Origin of the sequence: Kribbella sindirgiensis (assembly GCF_004331435.1) — a bacterium.
Lineage (GTDB): Bacteria > Actinomycetota > Actinomycetes > Propionibacteriales > Kribbellaceae > Kribbella > Kribbella sindirgiensis.
This window is the reverse complement of sequence record NZ_SJKA01000007.1, coordinates 491,757-507,247: the sequence shown is the minus strand read 5'-3', so window position 1 is coordinate 507,247 and position 15,491 is coordinate 491,757. Positions and strand designations below refer to the sequence as shown.

Below are 15,491 nucleotides of genomic sequence, written 5' to 3'. Positions count from 1 at the left end.
TTCCCCATCTTGACAGACACCCGGCCCGCCGCCCGCATTTGTCACGTCAGGCAAACCAGTTGTCGCGGTACGTGAGGAGGCACCAACTCGGGGCGATGGGTGAGCAGGACCACGGTCCGGTCGGCCGCGGCGCCGAACACGTCGGCGAGCAGCGCCCGACCGGTCTCCTCGTCCAGGTGCTCGGTCGGCTCGTCGAGCACCAGTACGTCGCGATCGGCCAGCAGCAGCCGTGCGAACGCGAGCCGCTGGCGCTCACCACCCGACAACCGCGCACCGTGCTCCCCTACTAGAGTGTCGAGGCCTTCCGGCAGCTTCTCGACGAGCACCCCGAGCCGAGCCCGGTACAGCGCCTTCCACAGCTGCAGGTCGCTGGCACCCGGCTTCGCGAGCAGCAGGTTCTCCCGGATGCTCGTGTCGAACACATGGCTCTCCTGGGTCAGCAGCCCCACCACGGACCGCACCTGGTCGCCTTCGAGCCTGGTCAGGTCAACGCCGTCCAGCAGCACCTCTCCCCCGCGTGGCTCGAGAAAGCGGAGCAGTACCGAGGCCAGCGTGCTCTTACCCGAGCCACTCGAACCGGTGATCACCACACGGCTTCCGGCCGGCATGTCCAGGCTGAGTCCAGTGAGTACGTCGGCGCCGTCATACCCGGCTCGCAGCAGGTTCACCTGCAGGTCGCGTCCTGCTCGGAGAGGCAGCGGGCTGGTCGGCTCGGTGACCGGTGCGGGGGTGTCCACAAGTTCCTGCGCCCTGTCGAGAGACGCCCGTACCCGGATGGCCAGTTGGGCGGCAGCCGGGATTCCGCCGAGTACGTCGGCCAGAGCGAGCGGGGTGAGGACCAGTACGGCGAAGACTGCGCCGGTGATGTTCGCCGTACTGCCGAGGACCAGTGCGGCCACGCTGGCGCCGCCGACGCACAGGACGAGCAGGGCACTGCCAAGGCCGGCGCTCCAGGCGGACCGGCGTTCCGCGGCCGCCAGATGCGCGTCGCGGCGGCTGAAGTCGTCCAGCACAGAGTCGATCGCGTTGTAGGCGACTACGTCGGCTGCGGTGAGCAGGGACTCGGTGGTGGTGGCTGCGACGTCACCACGGGCACCAGCGAGGTTGCGCTCGGCTCTCTCGGCGGTGCGGGCCGTCAGCCACGGTACGACGGTGCACGCGATCAGGACTGCCAGCGCGACGGCGGCGCCAGCTGTTGGAAGCAATAGCGCGAGGAGACCGACTGTGGCGGCTGCTGTGACGGCTGCGACCGCAACGGGCAGGAGGACGCGCAGCCAGAGGTCGAGGACCGCATCCACGTCCAGCACTAGCCGGGCGAGCAGATCACCCTTCCGCTGCGAACCGAGTGGTGCGAGCTTCTCCAGACGCCCGGTGATGCGCGCACGGGTCTCCCCCAGCACCCGGTACGCCGCATCGTGCCCGACGAGCCGTTCGACGTACCGGAAGACGCCGCGCCCCACACCGAAGGCACGTACTGCCACGATCGGGACCATCAGCAGCAGCACGGGCGGTTGCGCGGACGCTGCCGTGATCAGCCAGGCCGAGGTTGCGAGCAACGCCACAGCCGACCCGGCAGCCAGGACGCCAAGCACCAGCGCCAGCAACAGCCGCCACATCACGGCACGCTGCGGGCGCGCCAACTGCAGGCTCTTCATGCGTTCACCAGCTCTCGGGTGCCTACGGTGACTGTGCGGTCGGCGGTGGTGATCAGGGTGGGGCGGTGGGCTACCAGGAGGACTGTGCGGCCGGTGGAGCGGAGGTTGGTGATGACGGCGGCTTCGGTGTCGGCGTCCAGGCCGGCGGTCGGTTCGTCGAGGAGAAGGACCGGGGCGTCGGTGATCAGCGCACGGGCCAGGGCAACTCGACGCTGTTGGCCGCCTGAGAGCTGCTGCCCTTGCTCCCCAACCGTCTTGTCCAACGGCAGTTCGCCGGCGCCCGCAGTGATGAGCGCCAAGCGAACCTCGTCGTCCGACGCATCCCGCCGACCCAGCCGCACGTTGTCGGCCACCGTCCCCAACCTCAGGCCAGGACGCTGCGGGACCCACGCGAACTGCCGGCGCCACTCCACCGGATCGAACTCGTCCGCCGCACTGCCTGCAGCAACGACCACACCGCGCTCCGGCTCCACAAACCCGAGCAGTGCGGCGAGCACTGTCGACTTCCCAGCACCACTCGGTCCGGTCAGTGCCACCACCTCCCCCGGCCGCAACTCCAGATCGAACCCCCGCAGCGCCGGCACGTCCCGCCCCGGGTAGGTCACCGTCACGTCGTACAGGTAGAGCGGACTCACCCGCAGATCAGGTACGTCGGTGCGCTCGCCACGCGCGGGCAGCGGTGTCTCAAGCACGCGGAACACCTCCTCGCTCGCCGCAACCCCGTCCGCACTCGCGTGGAACTGCATACCCACCTGTCGCAACGGCAGGTACGCCTCCGGCGCAAGGATCAGCACCATCAACGCAGTCTCGAGTCCGAGCTTTCCGTCAACCAGCCGAAGACCAACACCAACAGCGACCAAGGCGACCGACAGGCTGGCCAACAGCTCCAACGCGAACGACGACAGGAACGCGAGCCGCAAGCTCCCCATCGACGCAGCACGGTGCTGGTCAGTCACCCGTCGTACCGCGGACTCCTGCGACTTCGCGCGACCGAACAGCTTCAGGGTGGTCAGTCCGCCGACCACATCCGCGAAGTGGTGCGCCAGCACGGCCAGCGCGTGCTGACGTTGCCGACTGCGGGCCTGCGTCACCCAGCCGATCAGGGCCATGAAGATCGGGATTAGCGGCAGCGTGATCAGCACTGTGCCAGCAGCGATCAGGTCACCGGTTGCCATCCAGCCGATCACGCCCGCGGGCACTGTGGCCGCTAGGACGAGCTGCGGCAGGTAGCGGGCGAAGTACGGGTCCAGATCGTCCAGGCCCTTTGTGAGCAAGGTTGTCAGCGCACTGCTGCGTTCACCGCTCAGCCAGACTGGTCCGAGCTTCAGTGAGTGCTCCAGCACCTGCCGCCGCAGCGTGGACTTCACCGCGGCGGCAGCCCGCTGTGCGACCACCTCCTGCACCCACACCAGCAACGCCCGACCCGCAACGACCGCAGCCAAACCCCAGGCCACAGCAGTCACCGAGCTGCCTCGCAGTACGACGCCAGCGATGCCGTGAGCGAGCAGCACTGCCTGCACGATGATCAGCACACCGCTGGCGACTCCGATCAGTACCGACGCGGCCAGGAAGACCCGGGCGCCACGGGCCCGCTTCAGCAACCGCGGGTCAAGCGGCTTCATGCGACCACGACCCGCTTCCGGAACACCCAGTACGTCCAGCCCTGGTACAGCAGCACCAGCGGCATGAAGATCGCCGTGATGATCGTCATCACCTTCAACGTGTACGCCGACGACGCCGCATCAACAATCGTCAATGTTGATCCAGGATCAAGTGTTGACGGCATCACGTCCGGGAACAGCGCGACGAACAACGACACCACGGCCAGTCCGATCGCGAGCGTCGTACCGACGAAGGCCCAGCCCTCCCGGCGCACGAGGTTCGCGACCAGGCCGCCGGCGAACGCCACCACCGCGGCGACGGTCACGACGACCGAGACGGTGTCGCCACGCAACGCCTGCGCCCACGCGAGGAAGGCGATCATCAGCACCGCGGCGACAGCGCCGGTGCGGGTCGCGAGCCGGTTGGCGCGAACGCGCAGGTCACCGGTCGTCCGTAGCGCGAGGAAGATCGCGCCGTGCGTCACGAACACCGCGACGAAGGTCAGGCCGCCGAGCAGCGCGAACGGGTTGAGCAGTGTCCCGAGGCCGCCGACGTACTCATGCGAGGCGTCGAGCGGTACGCCGCGCACGATGTTGCCGAAGGCAACGCCCCAGAGCAGTGCGGGCAGTATCGACCCGGTGACGATCATCGCGTCCATCCGCGCGCGCCATACCGGCTCGTCGCGTTTGCCGCGGTACTCGAGCGCGACGCCGCGCAGGATCAGCCCCACCAGGATCGCGAACAGCGGCAGGTAGAACCCGCTGAACAGCGTCGCGTACCACTCCGGGAAGGCCGCGAAGGTGGCCGCGCCGGCCATGATCAGCCAGACCTCGTTCCCGTCCCAGACCGGGCCGATCGTGCTGATCGCGGCCCGGCGTTCCGGCTCGTTGCGGCCCAGCACGCGGTACAGCATCCCGACTCCGAAATCGAAGCCCTCGAGCACGAAGTACCCGGTCCACAGCGTCGCGATCGCGACGAACCAGACAGTCGTCAGTTCCATCACAGACCCCTCAGTACGCGTACGACAGTGGTTTGTCGGGCTGTTCCGGTGCCTCGTCAGGCGGTGCGTCCGTCCCGGCCAGCCCGCCTCGGATCGTCCGCAGCAGCAACTTGGTCTCGACCACCGCGAGGACGCCGTACAGCGCGGTGAACCCGACCAGCGACGTGATCACCTCGCCGCTCGTTGTACCGGGTGAGACACCCGATGCCGTCGGCAACAGACCGAAGACCAGCCACGGCTGCCGACCGGTCTCGGTGAAGATCCAGCCGAACGTGTTCGCCGCCAGCGGCAGCAGCGGCAACGGGGCCGCCAGCCAGACCAGCCAGCGGGCCGGAGCCCTGCCGCGGCGCGTGGTCCACAACAGCCAGAGCGCGACCGCGGCGGACGCCATCCCGACGCCGATCATCAACCGGAACGTCCAGTAGGTCAGCGGAATGTTCGGCTTGTACGACCCCGGTCCGTACAACTGCTCGTACGCGTCCTGCAACGAGTTGATCCCCTTCACCTCACCGTCGAAGTGCCCGGTGGCCAGGAAGGACAACAGGTACGGCACCTTGATCGAGAAGATCTCCTTCGAACCGTCCAGGGTCCCGATCGTGAACGCCGAGAACGACGCCGGCTTCTCGGTCTCGTACAGCGCCTCGGCCGCCGCCATCTTCATCGGCTGCACCTCGGTCATCACCTTGCCCTGCAGGTCCCCGCTGATCGCGACACCGGCACTGGCCACCAAGACGATCGACGCGCCGATCTTCAGCGCCGACCGGAACACGTCCCGATCCGTATCTGGCCGACGGACCAGGTGCCACAACGCGACACCGGCGACGAACGCGCCGCCGACCATGAACGCGGCGAAGATCGTGTGCGGGAAGGTGACCAGCACGACCTTGTTGGTCAGCACCGCCCACAGATCGGTCAGCTCCGCCCTACCCCGCTCGGGATTCACGCGGAAGCCGACCGGGTTCTGCATCCACGAGTTGGCCGCGAGGATGAAGTACGCCGACAACTGCGTGCCGAGCACCACCATCCAGATACATCCGAGGTGGACCAGGCGAGGGAGCCGGTCCCAGCCGAAGATCCACAGGCCGATGAACGTCGACTCGAGGAAGAACGCGAGCAGCCCCTCGAGCGCCAGCGGAGCGCCGAACACGTCGCCGACGAACCGCGAGTAGTCGCTCCAGTTCATCCCGAACTGGAACTCCTGGACCAGGCCGGTGACCACACCCATCGCGATGTTGATCAGGAACAGCTTCCCGTAGAACTTCGTCAGCCGGAGGTACTTCTCCTTCCCGGTCCGGTACCAGGCGGTCTGCAGGCCGGCGGTGATCGCGACCAGCGAGATCGTCACCGGCACGAAGAAGAAGTGGTACACGGTGGTGATCGCGAACTGCCACCGGGCCAGATCCAGCGTGTCCATCGGGAAGGCCTCCCAGCCATCTACGACGTGTCGTAGTAGATGCTAGCGCGGATCTACTACGACGTGTAGTTATACTGGTCACGTGGCGAGTGAGGAGAAGGGTCCACGCCCTCTGGGCGATCTGGAACGCCTGGTGATGGAGCAGCTCTGGGCGTCCCCGGCTGCGCTGACCGTGCGCGAGGTGCACGAGCAGCTGGCAGGCACGCGTGAGCTCGCCTACACCACCGTCATGACCGTTCTGGACCGGCTGGCGAAGAAGAAGCTGACCGAACGCGAGCGGGACGGCAAGGCCTGGCGTTACCGCGCCGCCGCGCCGCGCGAGGAGTTGGCCGCCGACCTGATGCGGGACGCACTCGACCGCGCGGGCGACCGCCGCGAGGCCCTGGTCCGTTTCGTCGGTCAGGTCTCCGACGAGGAAGCGGCGCTGCTCCGCGAGGCCCTGTCCAAGCTGGACGACCAGGAGCAGACGGGGTGACCACCCCGGTCCTGCTGGCCGTACTGGCGCTGGTACTCACCGGCCCGGCACCGGCGCTGCTGGCTCGTTCCGACTGGCCCTATCGGGTTCCCCGCGCCGCGGTCATCCTCTGGCAGGCGATCGCACTGGCCGCCGTACTGGCTGCGCTAGGTGCCGGTATCGCGTTGTCCTACTCGATCGCGGGTCGCCCTGGTGAACCACGGTTCGATCCGTCGTCGGTACGGGACCTGGTGGCGGCGGCGATCCTCGCGATGGTCGCACTGGTCGTAGTGCGACTGCTGTGGGCGATCGGACGAGTAGCGGTAGGTACTCGGGCACGGCGCAAACGGCACCGCGATCTGGTCGACGTACTGGCCACACCGGACGGGCTGATCCCAGGGCTGCGAGTGCTGGCGGAGGAGACGCCGCTGGCGTACTGCCTGCCGGCTCTGCGTGGAGCGCGGGTTGTCGTGTCCGTTGGCGCGCTGGACCGGCTGGACGACAGTGAGCTGAAGGCTGTCCTCGCCCACGAGCAGGCGCACCTGCGGGCTCGGCACGACCTGGTACTGGAGGAGTTCACCGCGCTGCACCACGCCTTCCCACGCTGGGTACGCAGCGACGTTGCACTGGAGCAAGCACGCACACTGGTCGAGTTGCTCGCCGACGACGACGCCCGCCGCCGCAACGGTCCACGTCCGCTGGCGCGCGCCCTGGTCGCGCTCGCCGGCGCACCCGCACCAGAGGCCGCCCTGGCCGCAGCGAAGTCCGCCACCGTCCTGAGAGTGCAGCGCCTGGCCGGCCCGGCGGCCAACGAGTCCACGCTGTCAGCAATCACGTACGCTGCCGCGGCCGCGCTCCTGATCCTGCCGACAATCACCATCGCCGCACCGATCGTCAAGGCGATCGTCGACGCGGTCAGTTAGAGGGTGTCTTGGAGCTCCGCGCAGTAGGCGCAGAGCTCCAAGACACCCTCTAAGCCGGCCGGTACCGCACCAGTACGCCGCCCGCACCCCACGGACGCGCCTCGATCAGCTCCAGGCCCACGGGCGAACCGCCGGACGGGAAGGCGCTCTTGCCCACCCCGAGCAGCACCGGGCAGATCCGCAGCTGCACCTCGTCGACCAGCCCGGCCCGCAGCAACGACTGGAACAGCGTGATGCTGCCCCACAGGATGATGTCCTTGCCGGTCTGCTCCGCCTTCAGCGCACGCACCGCGTCCAGGTCCCGGACCACCAGACCAGGCTCGTACGGACCCCAGGGCGCGCTGCCCAGCTTGGTCGACACCACGACCAGGCGCAGTGCGTTGAGCTTCTCGGCGATCGGCTCGCCGGCCGACGCCTCGGTCGGCCAGAACCCCGCGAACAACCGGTAGGTCTCGGCGCCCAGCAGCATCGTGTCGACACTCTCGAGCAGTTCGAGGTTGTCGGTGTCGGGATGCGAGCCGATGGCGTCGAAGAACTCCAGCCCACCGTCCGGCCCCGCCGCGTACCCGTCGAGGGTCACGTACTCCTGGAAGATCAGCCGCCTCATCCAGCGAGGCTACCCGAAATGTTTTCCCTCACCCCGTGCCACAGCCAGGAGCACGAGCCCCGACAGAACCAGCAGAACCACCATGGTGACGACGAATGTCAGCACTTCTCTCCCCGGATCCCCACACCCAACACACTGCCTGACGTACTCAGCGCCGCAAAAGTTCCCCGAACGCCTTGGCGATCTCGTCGACCTGCCACTCCAGCGAAGTCGGTGTCATCACCAGCTCGACCCACGACCACCCGGGTACGTCGGCAGGCTGCCACGGACCGCACAGCGCCTCGTGCGTCCGCTCCATCCGTTCGACGGCGGCGTACTCGATCGACTCGGCGGCGCGCGGCGCGTAGACCCGGAACGAGTTGGTGTGCGGCGGCTCCGGGAAGACGCGGAAACCTTCGCCCTGCAAGGCCGTTGCGACCTCCACGGCCCGCTGGTGCAGGTCGTCCATCAGCGGCAGGACCGTGCGGAGTCCGTGGCGCGCGGACACGGCGTACGGGAAGAGCGAGTACAGGTTGCCACCGAGACGCCGCTGCCACCGCCGTACCTCTGCGATGACGTCCTCGGGCCCGGCGAGCGCTGCACCGCTGATGCCACCCAGCACCTTGTAGAACGACACGTACACGGTCGACGCCAGCGCTGCGATCTCAGCGAGGCTGTGCCCCAGGTACGGCGTGCTCTCCCACAGCCGCGCACCGTCCAGGTGCAGCGGTACGCCGCGCTCCGCGCAGGACTCGGAGAACACGACCAGCTCGTCCCACGTCGGCAGTACGAACCCCGCATCGCGCAGCGGCAGCTCCAACGTCACCGCAGCCAGCTTGCCCGGGATCGCGGCCAACTCGTCCGGTCGCGGCTGACGCGGCTCTGACGTCAGCCGCTCGATCCGCAGATGGTGCACCTCTTCCAGCGCGTTCAGCTCGTGTACCAGCAGGTGGGCGAGCCCATGGACCGCCACCCGGCCGGTGCCCGCGCGGTCGGCGTACACGCGCAACACGCCCTGCTGAGCCAAGATGCCGGTCGGCAGGAACACCGCGGCCGGCTTGCCCAGCAGCTCGGCCACCTCCTGCTCCAGCGCTGCTACCTCGCCACCGTTGCCGTAGACATCGACGAGATCGTCTGTGGCGACGTCTGCAAGCTGCCGCAGCCGGTCGGCTGCCGGCACCCGCCGCTGGGACAGCCAGCGCTCACAGTTGTCCGCCGCGTTCTTCCGGCGCTCTCGCAGGTCCTCGGAGGTAGTAGCCACACCTCCATCCTCTCGTGCCCCGCAACGGCGTTAGATCGTGCCTAGATTGTCGCCGTCACCACGTGCTTTCCCTGCACGGTCCTGATCTCCACCGAACGCACCTGATCGGGCGGAACCAGCACACCGCCGCCGAACGCGCTCCCGCCCTTCGCAGCCTTCTCCGACACCAGCCAACTGCCCGCTACCCAGCGGGCGCCGGACTTGTCGGTGATGACCATCTCGCACTGGTCGCCGGCCTTCAGACCACTCACGTTTACTCGCACCCAGCTCCAGCCGGCCCGTGGCTCCACCGTGGCGGCCATGGAGGCGCCAGTGGTCGTGTCGGTAGTCGTGACCTGCTTGGAACCGGCGACAGGCTGGTCGGGATCCGGTGCGGTCGACCGGCCGAGTACGACTCCTCCGCCGAGCGCACCAGCCACCACGACGAACGCGGCCGCGATCAGCAACCAGCGGGAGCGCCGCTTCGGCGGGACCTCCACCTGGGGCTCGCGAACCTCCCGCAGCGTGCGCTGCAACAACAGGTCGCCACCCTCAGGCGGTCCCTCGAGGAACGCCTCCGGTGGAACCTCTCCCAGGAACTCCTTCATCTCGGTCAGCTCGGCCAGCTCCGCGCGGCACTCCGCACAGGTGGCCAGGTGCTCGTCGACGGCCGCTACCTCTGCCGGCTCCAGAGCACCGAGGGCGTAGGCGCCCAGCTCCGTACGGTCGTGCTCACTCATGGGACACCTCCGCTGCTTTCCCTGCCATCACCGCGCGCAGAGCTCGGAGGGCGTAGTACGAACGCGATTTCACGGTACCGGGTGGAACACCCAGCTCTTTGGCAGCCTCCGCCACGGACCGGCCGCGGTAGTACAGCTGCACGAGTACTTCGCGGTGCTCGGGCGACACCTTGTCCAGCGCGTCCATCACGACCATGGTGTTGACCACGGACTCGGAGTGGTCCCCTGTGACCGGCGGCCTGTCCACGACGTCCGCCACCTCGGTCGGGCGCACCGCACGAGCACGGGCCCGGTCGGTGACCAGGTTGCGCGCCACCGTCAGCAGCCAGCCCCGCACCGACCCTCTGCCGCTGGTGAGGTCGTCCGCGTGCTTCCAGGCCCGTAGCAGCGTCTCCTGTACGACGTCCTCGGCCGCGGCACGGTCTCCGGTCAGGCGGGTCGCATACGCGAGCAGGCTGCGGCCGTGCTCGGCGTACAGCGCACGGATCAGGGTCTCGGCGTCGTGCGGCCCTGGGTTGTCAGCCACCGACCGCACGATACCGGGATCAGCGGGCGCCCACACCACGGCGGCACCGGTCAGATCAGTAACCGTAGCCATTGCCGGAACCACCCGGCTTGGTGGTGATCTTCTGACCGTCCGCACCGACGACCCACCAGACACCGCCGACCGCCTGCCCCTTGGCCTCGCCGGCCGCGCTGTCAGTAGCGAACAGGTACAGCGGCAGCCCCTTGACGGCCAACTGCTTGCTGCCGTCCGCGCGGGTCACGGTGCTGACCAGGGACGCGTCGATGCCCTCCAGTTGCGGCGTGCCGTCACCAGCCGGCACCACCGGCCACTTGGCGAGGCAGTCGCCCGAGCAGTTCGACGTACCGGAGGTGTCCTTGTCGAACACGTACACGGTCCGTCCGTTGCCGTCGACAATGATCTTGCCGTAGTCGCCGACCGTCGCGGTCGCCAGCTTCACGGCGGCCGCGCCCGACGAACTGCTCGACGAACTGCTCGACGAACTGCTCGGCGCGGAGGCTGCCGGCGAGTCGTCGCTGCCGCATGCGGTCAGGCCGGACAGCCCCAGCACCCCAACGGCCAACCCACTCATCACACGCTTCACGACAGACTTCATCACAGGCTCCTCGGTCGGGTCCGAACGTCACCCGCCATACGTACGGATCCACCGACCGGTTCACAGCGCAGCGCTATTGTCGTCGGCATGAGCCATGAGATCCCCGCAGCGGTCCAGCGCGCGCTCGACGCGATCGACGCCGTGGACAACGACGCGTTCGTGGCGGCGTTCGCCGCGGACGGCTACGTGAACGACTGGGGCCGCGAGTTCCGCGGCCACGACCGGATCCGCTCCTGGAGCGACAACGAACTGATCGGCAAACGCGCCACGTTCACCGACACCCAGGTCACCGCCCCCGGCAACCCGCTGACGATCCTCACCCAGGTCGGCGGCGAAGGCTTCAACGGCCCGTCCCACTTCACCTTCGACGTGCAAGGCGACGCCCTGACCTCCATGACCATCACCGCCTGAGCCCCTGGCCCACCCGCGAGCAGTCCTGAACGGCTCGACGACCCGCTCGCTCTGCGCGTGCCAGCGTTGTGGGGAGCCCTCCCCCCACAATCGGGCAGCACCGCTCCCCAGTCCGCGTCGAAAACCTCCCCAAACCAGTTCGGGGAGGCTCCGCGCCCGCGTTGGGGGAGCCGCGCCCCCCGAATCTGGGGGACGATCCTCCCCAAACCAGTTTGGGGAGGGGGTGCGACGGACGGGCTCAGCGAGCAGCGAGCAGCAGGCGCGGGTGGCCGGGGTGTACGTGGCGGCGTGCGTGCCGTCCTGGGCATGTGCCGCGAGGTACAGGAGCGGGACGTTAAACCGGTTCGGGTTCGCGGATGCGTTGGGAGATGACGGCGGAGACGCCGTCGCCGCGCATCGTGACGCCGTAGAGGGCGTCGGCGACCTCCATGGTGCGTTTCTGGTGGGTGATGACCAGGAGCTGGCTGTTCTCGCGGAGTTCCTCGTAGATCTCCAGGAGGCGGCCGAGGTTGGTGTCGTCCAGCGCGGCCTCGACCTCGTCGAGGATGTAGAACGGCGACGGGCGCGCCTTGAACAGGGCGACCAGGAACGCGACCGCGACCAGCGAACGCTCACCACCGGACAGCAGCGACAGCCGCTTGACCTTCTTGCCCGGCGGCCGGGCCTCGACGTCGATCCCGGTGCCGAGCATGTCGTCGGGGTCGGTCAGCACGAGCCGGCCCTCGCCGCCCGGGAACAGCCGGCTGAAGACGTGCTCGAACGCGAGCTCGACATCCCGGTACGCCTCGGTGAAGACCTGCTCGACCCGCTCGTCGACCTCCTTGACGATGTCCATCAGGTCCCGCCGGGACTTCTTCAGGTCCTCGAGCTGCTCGGAGAGGAACCGGTGCCGCTCCTCCATCGCCTCGAACTCCTCGAGCGCGAGCGGGTTGATCTTGCCGAGCTGGTTCAAAGCACGCTCGGCCTGCTTGAGCCGCTTCTCGACCTTGGTCCGGTTGAACGGCTCTCCCTCGAGCTCCAGCGTGTCGTCACCGGTAGGCACCGGCGGCACCAGCTGGTCCGGTCCGTACTCCGTGACCAGCGCATCCACCTCGATACCGATCTCACCCAGCGCCTTCTCGTACAGCGCCTCCAGCCGCATCTTCTGCTCGGCCCGCGCCAGCGCGTCCCGGTGCACGGTGTTCGTGAGCTGCTCGAGCTCGGAGCTCAGGTTCCGCGACGCAGAGCGTGCCTGCGCGAGCGCCTGCTCCCGGTCGGCCCGCTGCGCCTGGATGGCCGCCCGCTCGGACGCGGCCAGCTGCAGCGACGACTCCAGCCGCGCCAGCACGTGGCCAGCAGCCAGGTGTACGGCGTTCGCGGCCTCGGCCTGCCGCGCCCGGCGTGCCGCCCGCGCGATCGACCGGGCCCGCGCCTCGCGCTCCTGCCGGGCCGCGCGCTCCAGCGAGTCCGCGCGACCGGACAGCGCCCGGGCCCGCTCCTCGGTGGTCCGCAGCGCCAGCCGCGCCTCCATCTCGGCCGCACGCCCCGCCTTGGCCTCCTCGGCCAGCCGGTCGCGCTGCGACGTGTCGGGCTCGTCGCCTTCCTCGTCGAACGCCTCGGCGTCCGTCAGCCGCGCTTCGAGCTCGGCCAGGCCGGACAGGTTCCGGTCCCGCTCCTCCTCGGCCGCGGCGATCGCCTCGGCCATCCGCTCGGCCTCACCGCGGGACGCCTTCGCCAGCGACCCGAAGTGCCCGAGCTGCTCCGCGACCGCCGCCATCGACGCGTCCGACTCGTGCAGCCGGGCCAGCGTGATCTCGACGGACTCCTTCTGGCGGGTCCGCTCGTCCTCCAGGCCTTGCAGCTCGAACCGCAGCCGCTCGCTCCGCGCCGTCGCCTCGGTCAGCTTCTCCGCCGCCTCGTCGACCGCGGACTGCACCTCGATCAGGCTCGGCGCCGCGTCGGACCCGCCGTACGCGAAATGCGCTCCGAGTACGTCGCCGACGCGCGTCGTACACGTGACGTCGGGCAGGTTCCGCAGCAGGGACCGGGCCGCGGCCACGTCGTCGACGACCGCGACCTTGCGCAGCAGCCGCCGCAGGGCGGGCCGCAGCGTCTCCGGGCACTCCACGACATCCACGGCGTACGACGCTCCGTACGGTAGCGCCGGCCACAGTGCGTAGTCGTCGGCCGGGGCGTCGCCGAGGAGCATCCCGGCGCGGCCGAGGTCGTGCTCCTTGAGGTGACCGACGGCGTGCAGCGCCGCGTCGGTGTGCGTGACGGCGACGGCGTCCGCGGCCTCGCCGAGCGCCGCGGCGATCGCGGTCTCGTACCCGGACCGCACACTCAGCAGAGCGGCGACCGAGCCCATCAGCCCGTTGACCTGCTCCGACGCGGCCAGCAGCGCACCGGCCCCGTCCTTGCGGTTCAGACCGAGCTCGAGCGCCTCCTTGCGGGCGGCCAGACCGGTGCGCTCACGCTCGGCGTCGCGCTCCTCGGCCCGCAGCTTCGCCAGCCGCTCGTCCAGCTCGTCGAGAACCGCCTGGGCGGCCTCGTACTGGTCGTCGAGGCCCTTCTCGCCGGCGTCCAGCCCGGCGACCTGGGTCTCCAGTGCGGTGAAGTCGTGCTGCGCCTTCGCGGCCCGCTGCTCGGCCTCGCGCCGGTTGTTGGCGAGCCGGCCGATCTCGGACTCGGCGGCGGCCGCGCGACTCTTCAGCGCGTTCACCTGACCGGTCAGCCGGGCCAGTCCTTCGCGGCGGTCCGCGGCCGCCCGGATCAGCGCGGAGATCCGGCGCTCCTCCTCGGCCTCCTGGGCCTCCAGCTGCTGGCGGCGCTCGACGGACTCGGCGAGCAGCTCGGAGTGCGCCTCGACCTCGGCCTCGATCTGCGCCTCGGTCTCACGGACCCGGGCGGCTTCCAGCTCAAGTTCCTCGGGGTCACGACCGGAGCGCGGCCCGTCCTCGGCCTCGTCGTTCAGCGACCGGATCCGGTCCGCCGCGATCCGCGCCGTACCTTTGATCTTCTCGCCGAAGCCGGACAGCTGGTACCAGGTGTCCTGAGCGGCCTGCAGTGCCGGCGCGTCCTCGCGGAGCGCCTCCTCCAGCTCGGCCTCCAGCTCGCGGGCCTCGTGCAGCTTCGCCTCGGTCTCGGTCCGCCGCTGCGTGAGCGCGGCCTCGTCCCGCAGCTCCGCCTCGAGCGCGGACTGCGCCTGGACGATGTCGTCGGCGAGCAGCCGGGCGCGGCCGTCCCGGACCTCCGCCTGGATCGTCACCGCCCGGCGCGCCACCTCCGCCTGGCGCCCGAGCGGCTTCAACTGACGGCGGATCTCCTGGATCAGGTCCCCGAGCCGGTGCAGGTTGCCCTCGGTGGCCTCCAGCTTCCGGATCGCCTTTTCCTTGCGCTTGCGGTGCTTCAGGACGCCGGCGGCTTCCTCGACGAACCCGCGGCGGCCTTCCGGCGTGGCGCGCAGGATCGAGTCCAGCTGGCCCTGGCCGACGATGACGTGCATCTCGCGGCCGATCCCGGAGTCGCTGAGCAGCTCCTGGACGTCCAGCAGGCGGCAGTTCTGGCCGTTGATCTGGTAGTCGGACCCGCCGTTGCGGAACATCGTCCGGCTGATGGTCACCTCGGCGTACTCGATCGGCAGCGCGCCGTCGGTGTTGTCGATGGTGAGCACCACCTCGGCGCGGCCCAGCGGGGCGCGGCCGGAGGTGCCGGCGAAGATGACGTCCTCCATCTTGCCGCCGCGCAGCGACTTGGCGCCCTGCTCACCCATCACCCAGGCCAGCGCGTCCACGACGTTGGACTTGCCGGAGCCGTTCGGCCCGACGATGCAGGTGATGCCTGGTTCGAAGTTCATCGTCGTCGCGGACGCGAACGACTTGAAGCCCCGGAGCGTCATGCTCTTCAGGTACAAGGCGAAGCTCTCCAACCCGTGAAAGGACAGACGGTACCGAAGGAACCGCCGTAGCTGTACGTCGCGCTGCCGCTACCCGGGGGAAGGTGTTCCGCTTCGCAGTCTACAAAGAGATCCGCGGAATCCAGCGGAGGCCAGGCCGTTGAGAGATGGCCGGCGAAGATGGGTGCACAACATCAGGTGAATCTACAACCGGCGGAGGCCCGGACGGGGGCCACCGCCGTTCTGCAGCTAGTGCGGACGGTCGAGATGAATCTCTGGGTGCTTCAGACCGAAGCGGGAGTGCGCAGGGCCTCGTCGACCGTGAGCAGCCGACCCTCGTGGATCTGGGCCACCAGATGGTCGTTCTCCGCCTGGAGCCGCATCACGTGCGCCTCCAGATCTGCGACGCGCCGGTTGAGCAGACGAACCTGCTCGAGCATGCGCGGGTCAGTGCCTCCAAGATGCCCTAGA

General features: G+C 69.1%; 14 protein-coding genes. 3 read left to right on the top strand and 11 right to left on the bottom strand.

Features of this window, described 5'->3' with window-relative positions; genetic code table 11:
* Positions 1-41 precede the first annotated feature (41 nt).
* Genes cydC through E0H50_RS22950 form a run of 4 tightly spaced genes read right to left on the bottom strand, consistent with a single transcriptional unit; the run spans position 42 to position 5,671 of the window.
* Positions 42-1,655 carry a thiol reductant ABC exporter subunit CydC gene (gene cydC / locus E0H50_RS22965; protein ID WP_131291837.1) on the bottom strand — a complete coding sequence of 538 codons (1,614 nt, stop codon included), beginning with the start codon at positions 1,653-1,655 and terminating at the stop codon, positions 42-44.
* The gene (gene cydD / locus E0H50_RS22960) at positions 1,652-3,277 is read right to left on the bottom strand and encodes a thiol reductant ABC exporter subunit CydD (protein WP_131291835.1); all 1,626 of its coding nucleotides are present in this window, start codon (positions 3,275-3,277) and stop codon (positions 1,652-1,654) included. Before cydD ends, cydC begins: the two co-directional genes overlap by 4 nt.
* Entirely contained in the window at positions 3,274-4,257 is a 984-nt protein-coding gene (gene cydB, locus E0H50_RS22955; RefSeq protein WP_131291833.1) for a cytochrome d ubiquinol oxidase subunit II, read from the bottom strand. The genes cydD and cydB overlap by 4 nt, the downstream gene beginning before the upstream one ends.
* Positions 4,258-4,267: 10 nt before the next feature.
* Positions 4,268-5,671, bottom strand: coding sequence for a cytochrome ubiquinol oxidase subunit I (locus tag E0H50_RS22950; protein ID WP_131291831.1), 1,404 nt, complete (start codon positions 5,669-5,671; stop codon positions 4,268-4,270).
* Positions 5,672-5,753: 82 nt separating this feature from the next.
* Here E0H50_RS22950 and E0H50_RS22945 point away from each other — a divergent pair, with 82 nt between their 5' ends.
* Together E0H50_RS22945 and E0H50_RS22940 are read left to right on the top strand one after the other, a co-directional pair.
* Positions 5,754-6,146, top strand: a complete 393-nt coding sequence (locus tag E0H50_RS22945) for a BlaI/MecI/CopY family transcriptional regulator (protein WP_131291829.1) — start codon at positions 5,754-5,756, stop codon at positions 6,144-6,146.
* The gene (locus E0H50_RS22940; protein WP_131291827.1) at positions 6,143-7,048 is read left to right on the top strand and encodes a M56 family metallopeptidase; all 906 of its coding nucleotides are present in this window, start codon (positions 6,143-6,145) and stop codon (positions 7,046-7,048) included. Before E0H50_RS22945 ends, E0H50_RS22940 begins: the two co-directional genes overlap by 4 nt.
* A gap of 49 nt (positions 7,049-7,097) precedes the next feature.
* Here the strand turns inward: E0H50_RS22940 and E0H50_RS22935 are convergent, their stop codons facing one another.
* From E0H50_RS22935 to E0H50_RS22915, 5 genes are all read right to left on the bottom strand, one after another.
* Positions 7,098-7,655, bottom strand: coding sequence for a dihydrofolate reductase family protein (locus E0H50_RS22935; protein ID WP_131291824.1), 558 nt, complete (start codon positions 7,653-7,655; stop codon positions 7,098-7,100).
* 148 nt (positions 7,656-7,803) lie between these two features.
* Positions 7,804-8,895 (bottom strand): threonine aldolase family protein, encoded by a 1,092-nt coding sequence (locus tag E0H50_RS22930; RefSeq protein ID WP_131291822.1) that lies wholly within the window; start codon positions 8,893-8,895, stop codon positions 7,804-7,806.
* Positions 8,896-8,936: 41 nt separating this feature from the next.
* Entirely contained in the window at positions 8,937-9,614 is a 678-nt protein-coding gene (locus E0H50_RS22925; protein WP_131291820.1) for an anti-sigma factor family protein, read from the bottom strand.
* Positions 9,607-10,140 (bottom strand): sigma-70 family RNA polymerase sigma factor, encoded by a 534-nt coding sequence (locus tag E0H50_RS22920; protein WP_272948515.1) that lies wholly within the window; start codon positions 10,138-10,140, stop codon positions 9,607-9,609. The genes E0H50_RS22925 and E0H50_RS22920 overlap by 8 nt, the downstream gene beginning before the upstream one ends.
* A 55-nt stretch (positions 10,141-10,195) precedes the next feature.
* Positions 10,196-10,735: a COG4315 family predicted lipoprotein gene (locus E0H50_RS22915; protein WP_202868278.1), complete on the bottom strand. Its 540-nt coding sequence runs from the start codon at positions 10,733-10,735 to the stop codon at positions 10,196-10,198.
* 87 nt (positions 10,736-10,822) lie between these two features.
* On the opposite strand from E0H50_RS22915, the gene E0H50_RS22910 reads away from it, so the two are divergent.
* Positions 10,823-11,146: a nuclear transport factor 2 family protein gene (locus E0H50_RS22910; RefSeq protein ID WP_131291816.1), complete on the top strand. Its 324-nt coding sequence runs from the start codon at positions 10,823-10,825 to the stop codon at positions 11,144-11,146.
* Between the two features lie 334 nt (positions 11,147-11,480).
* On the opposite strand, the gene smc is transcribed toward E0H50_RS22910, so the two are convergent.
* Positions 11,481-15,038: a chromosome segregation protein SMC gene (smc, locus tag E0H50_RS22905; protein ID WP_165547261.1), complete on the bottom strand. Its 3,558-nt coding sequence runs from the start codon at positions 15,036-15,038 to the stop codon at positions 11,481-11,483.
* A gap of 266 nt (positions 15,039-15,304) precedes the next feature.
* Complete coding sequence (locus E0H50_RS22900) at positions 15,305-15,460, bottom strand: hypothetical protein (RefSeq protein ID WP_238151152.1); 156 nt, start codon at positions 15,458-15,460, stop codon at positions 15,305-15,307.
* Positions 15,461-15,491 lie beyond the last annotated feature (31 nt).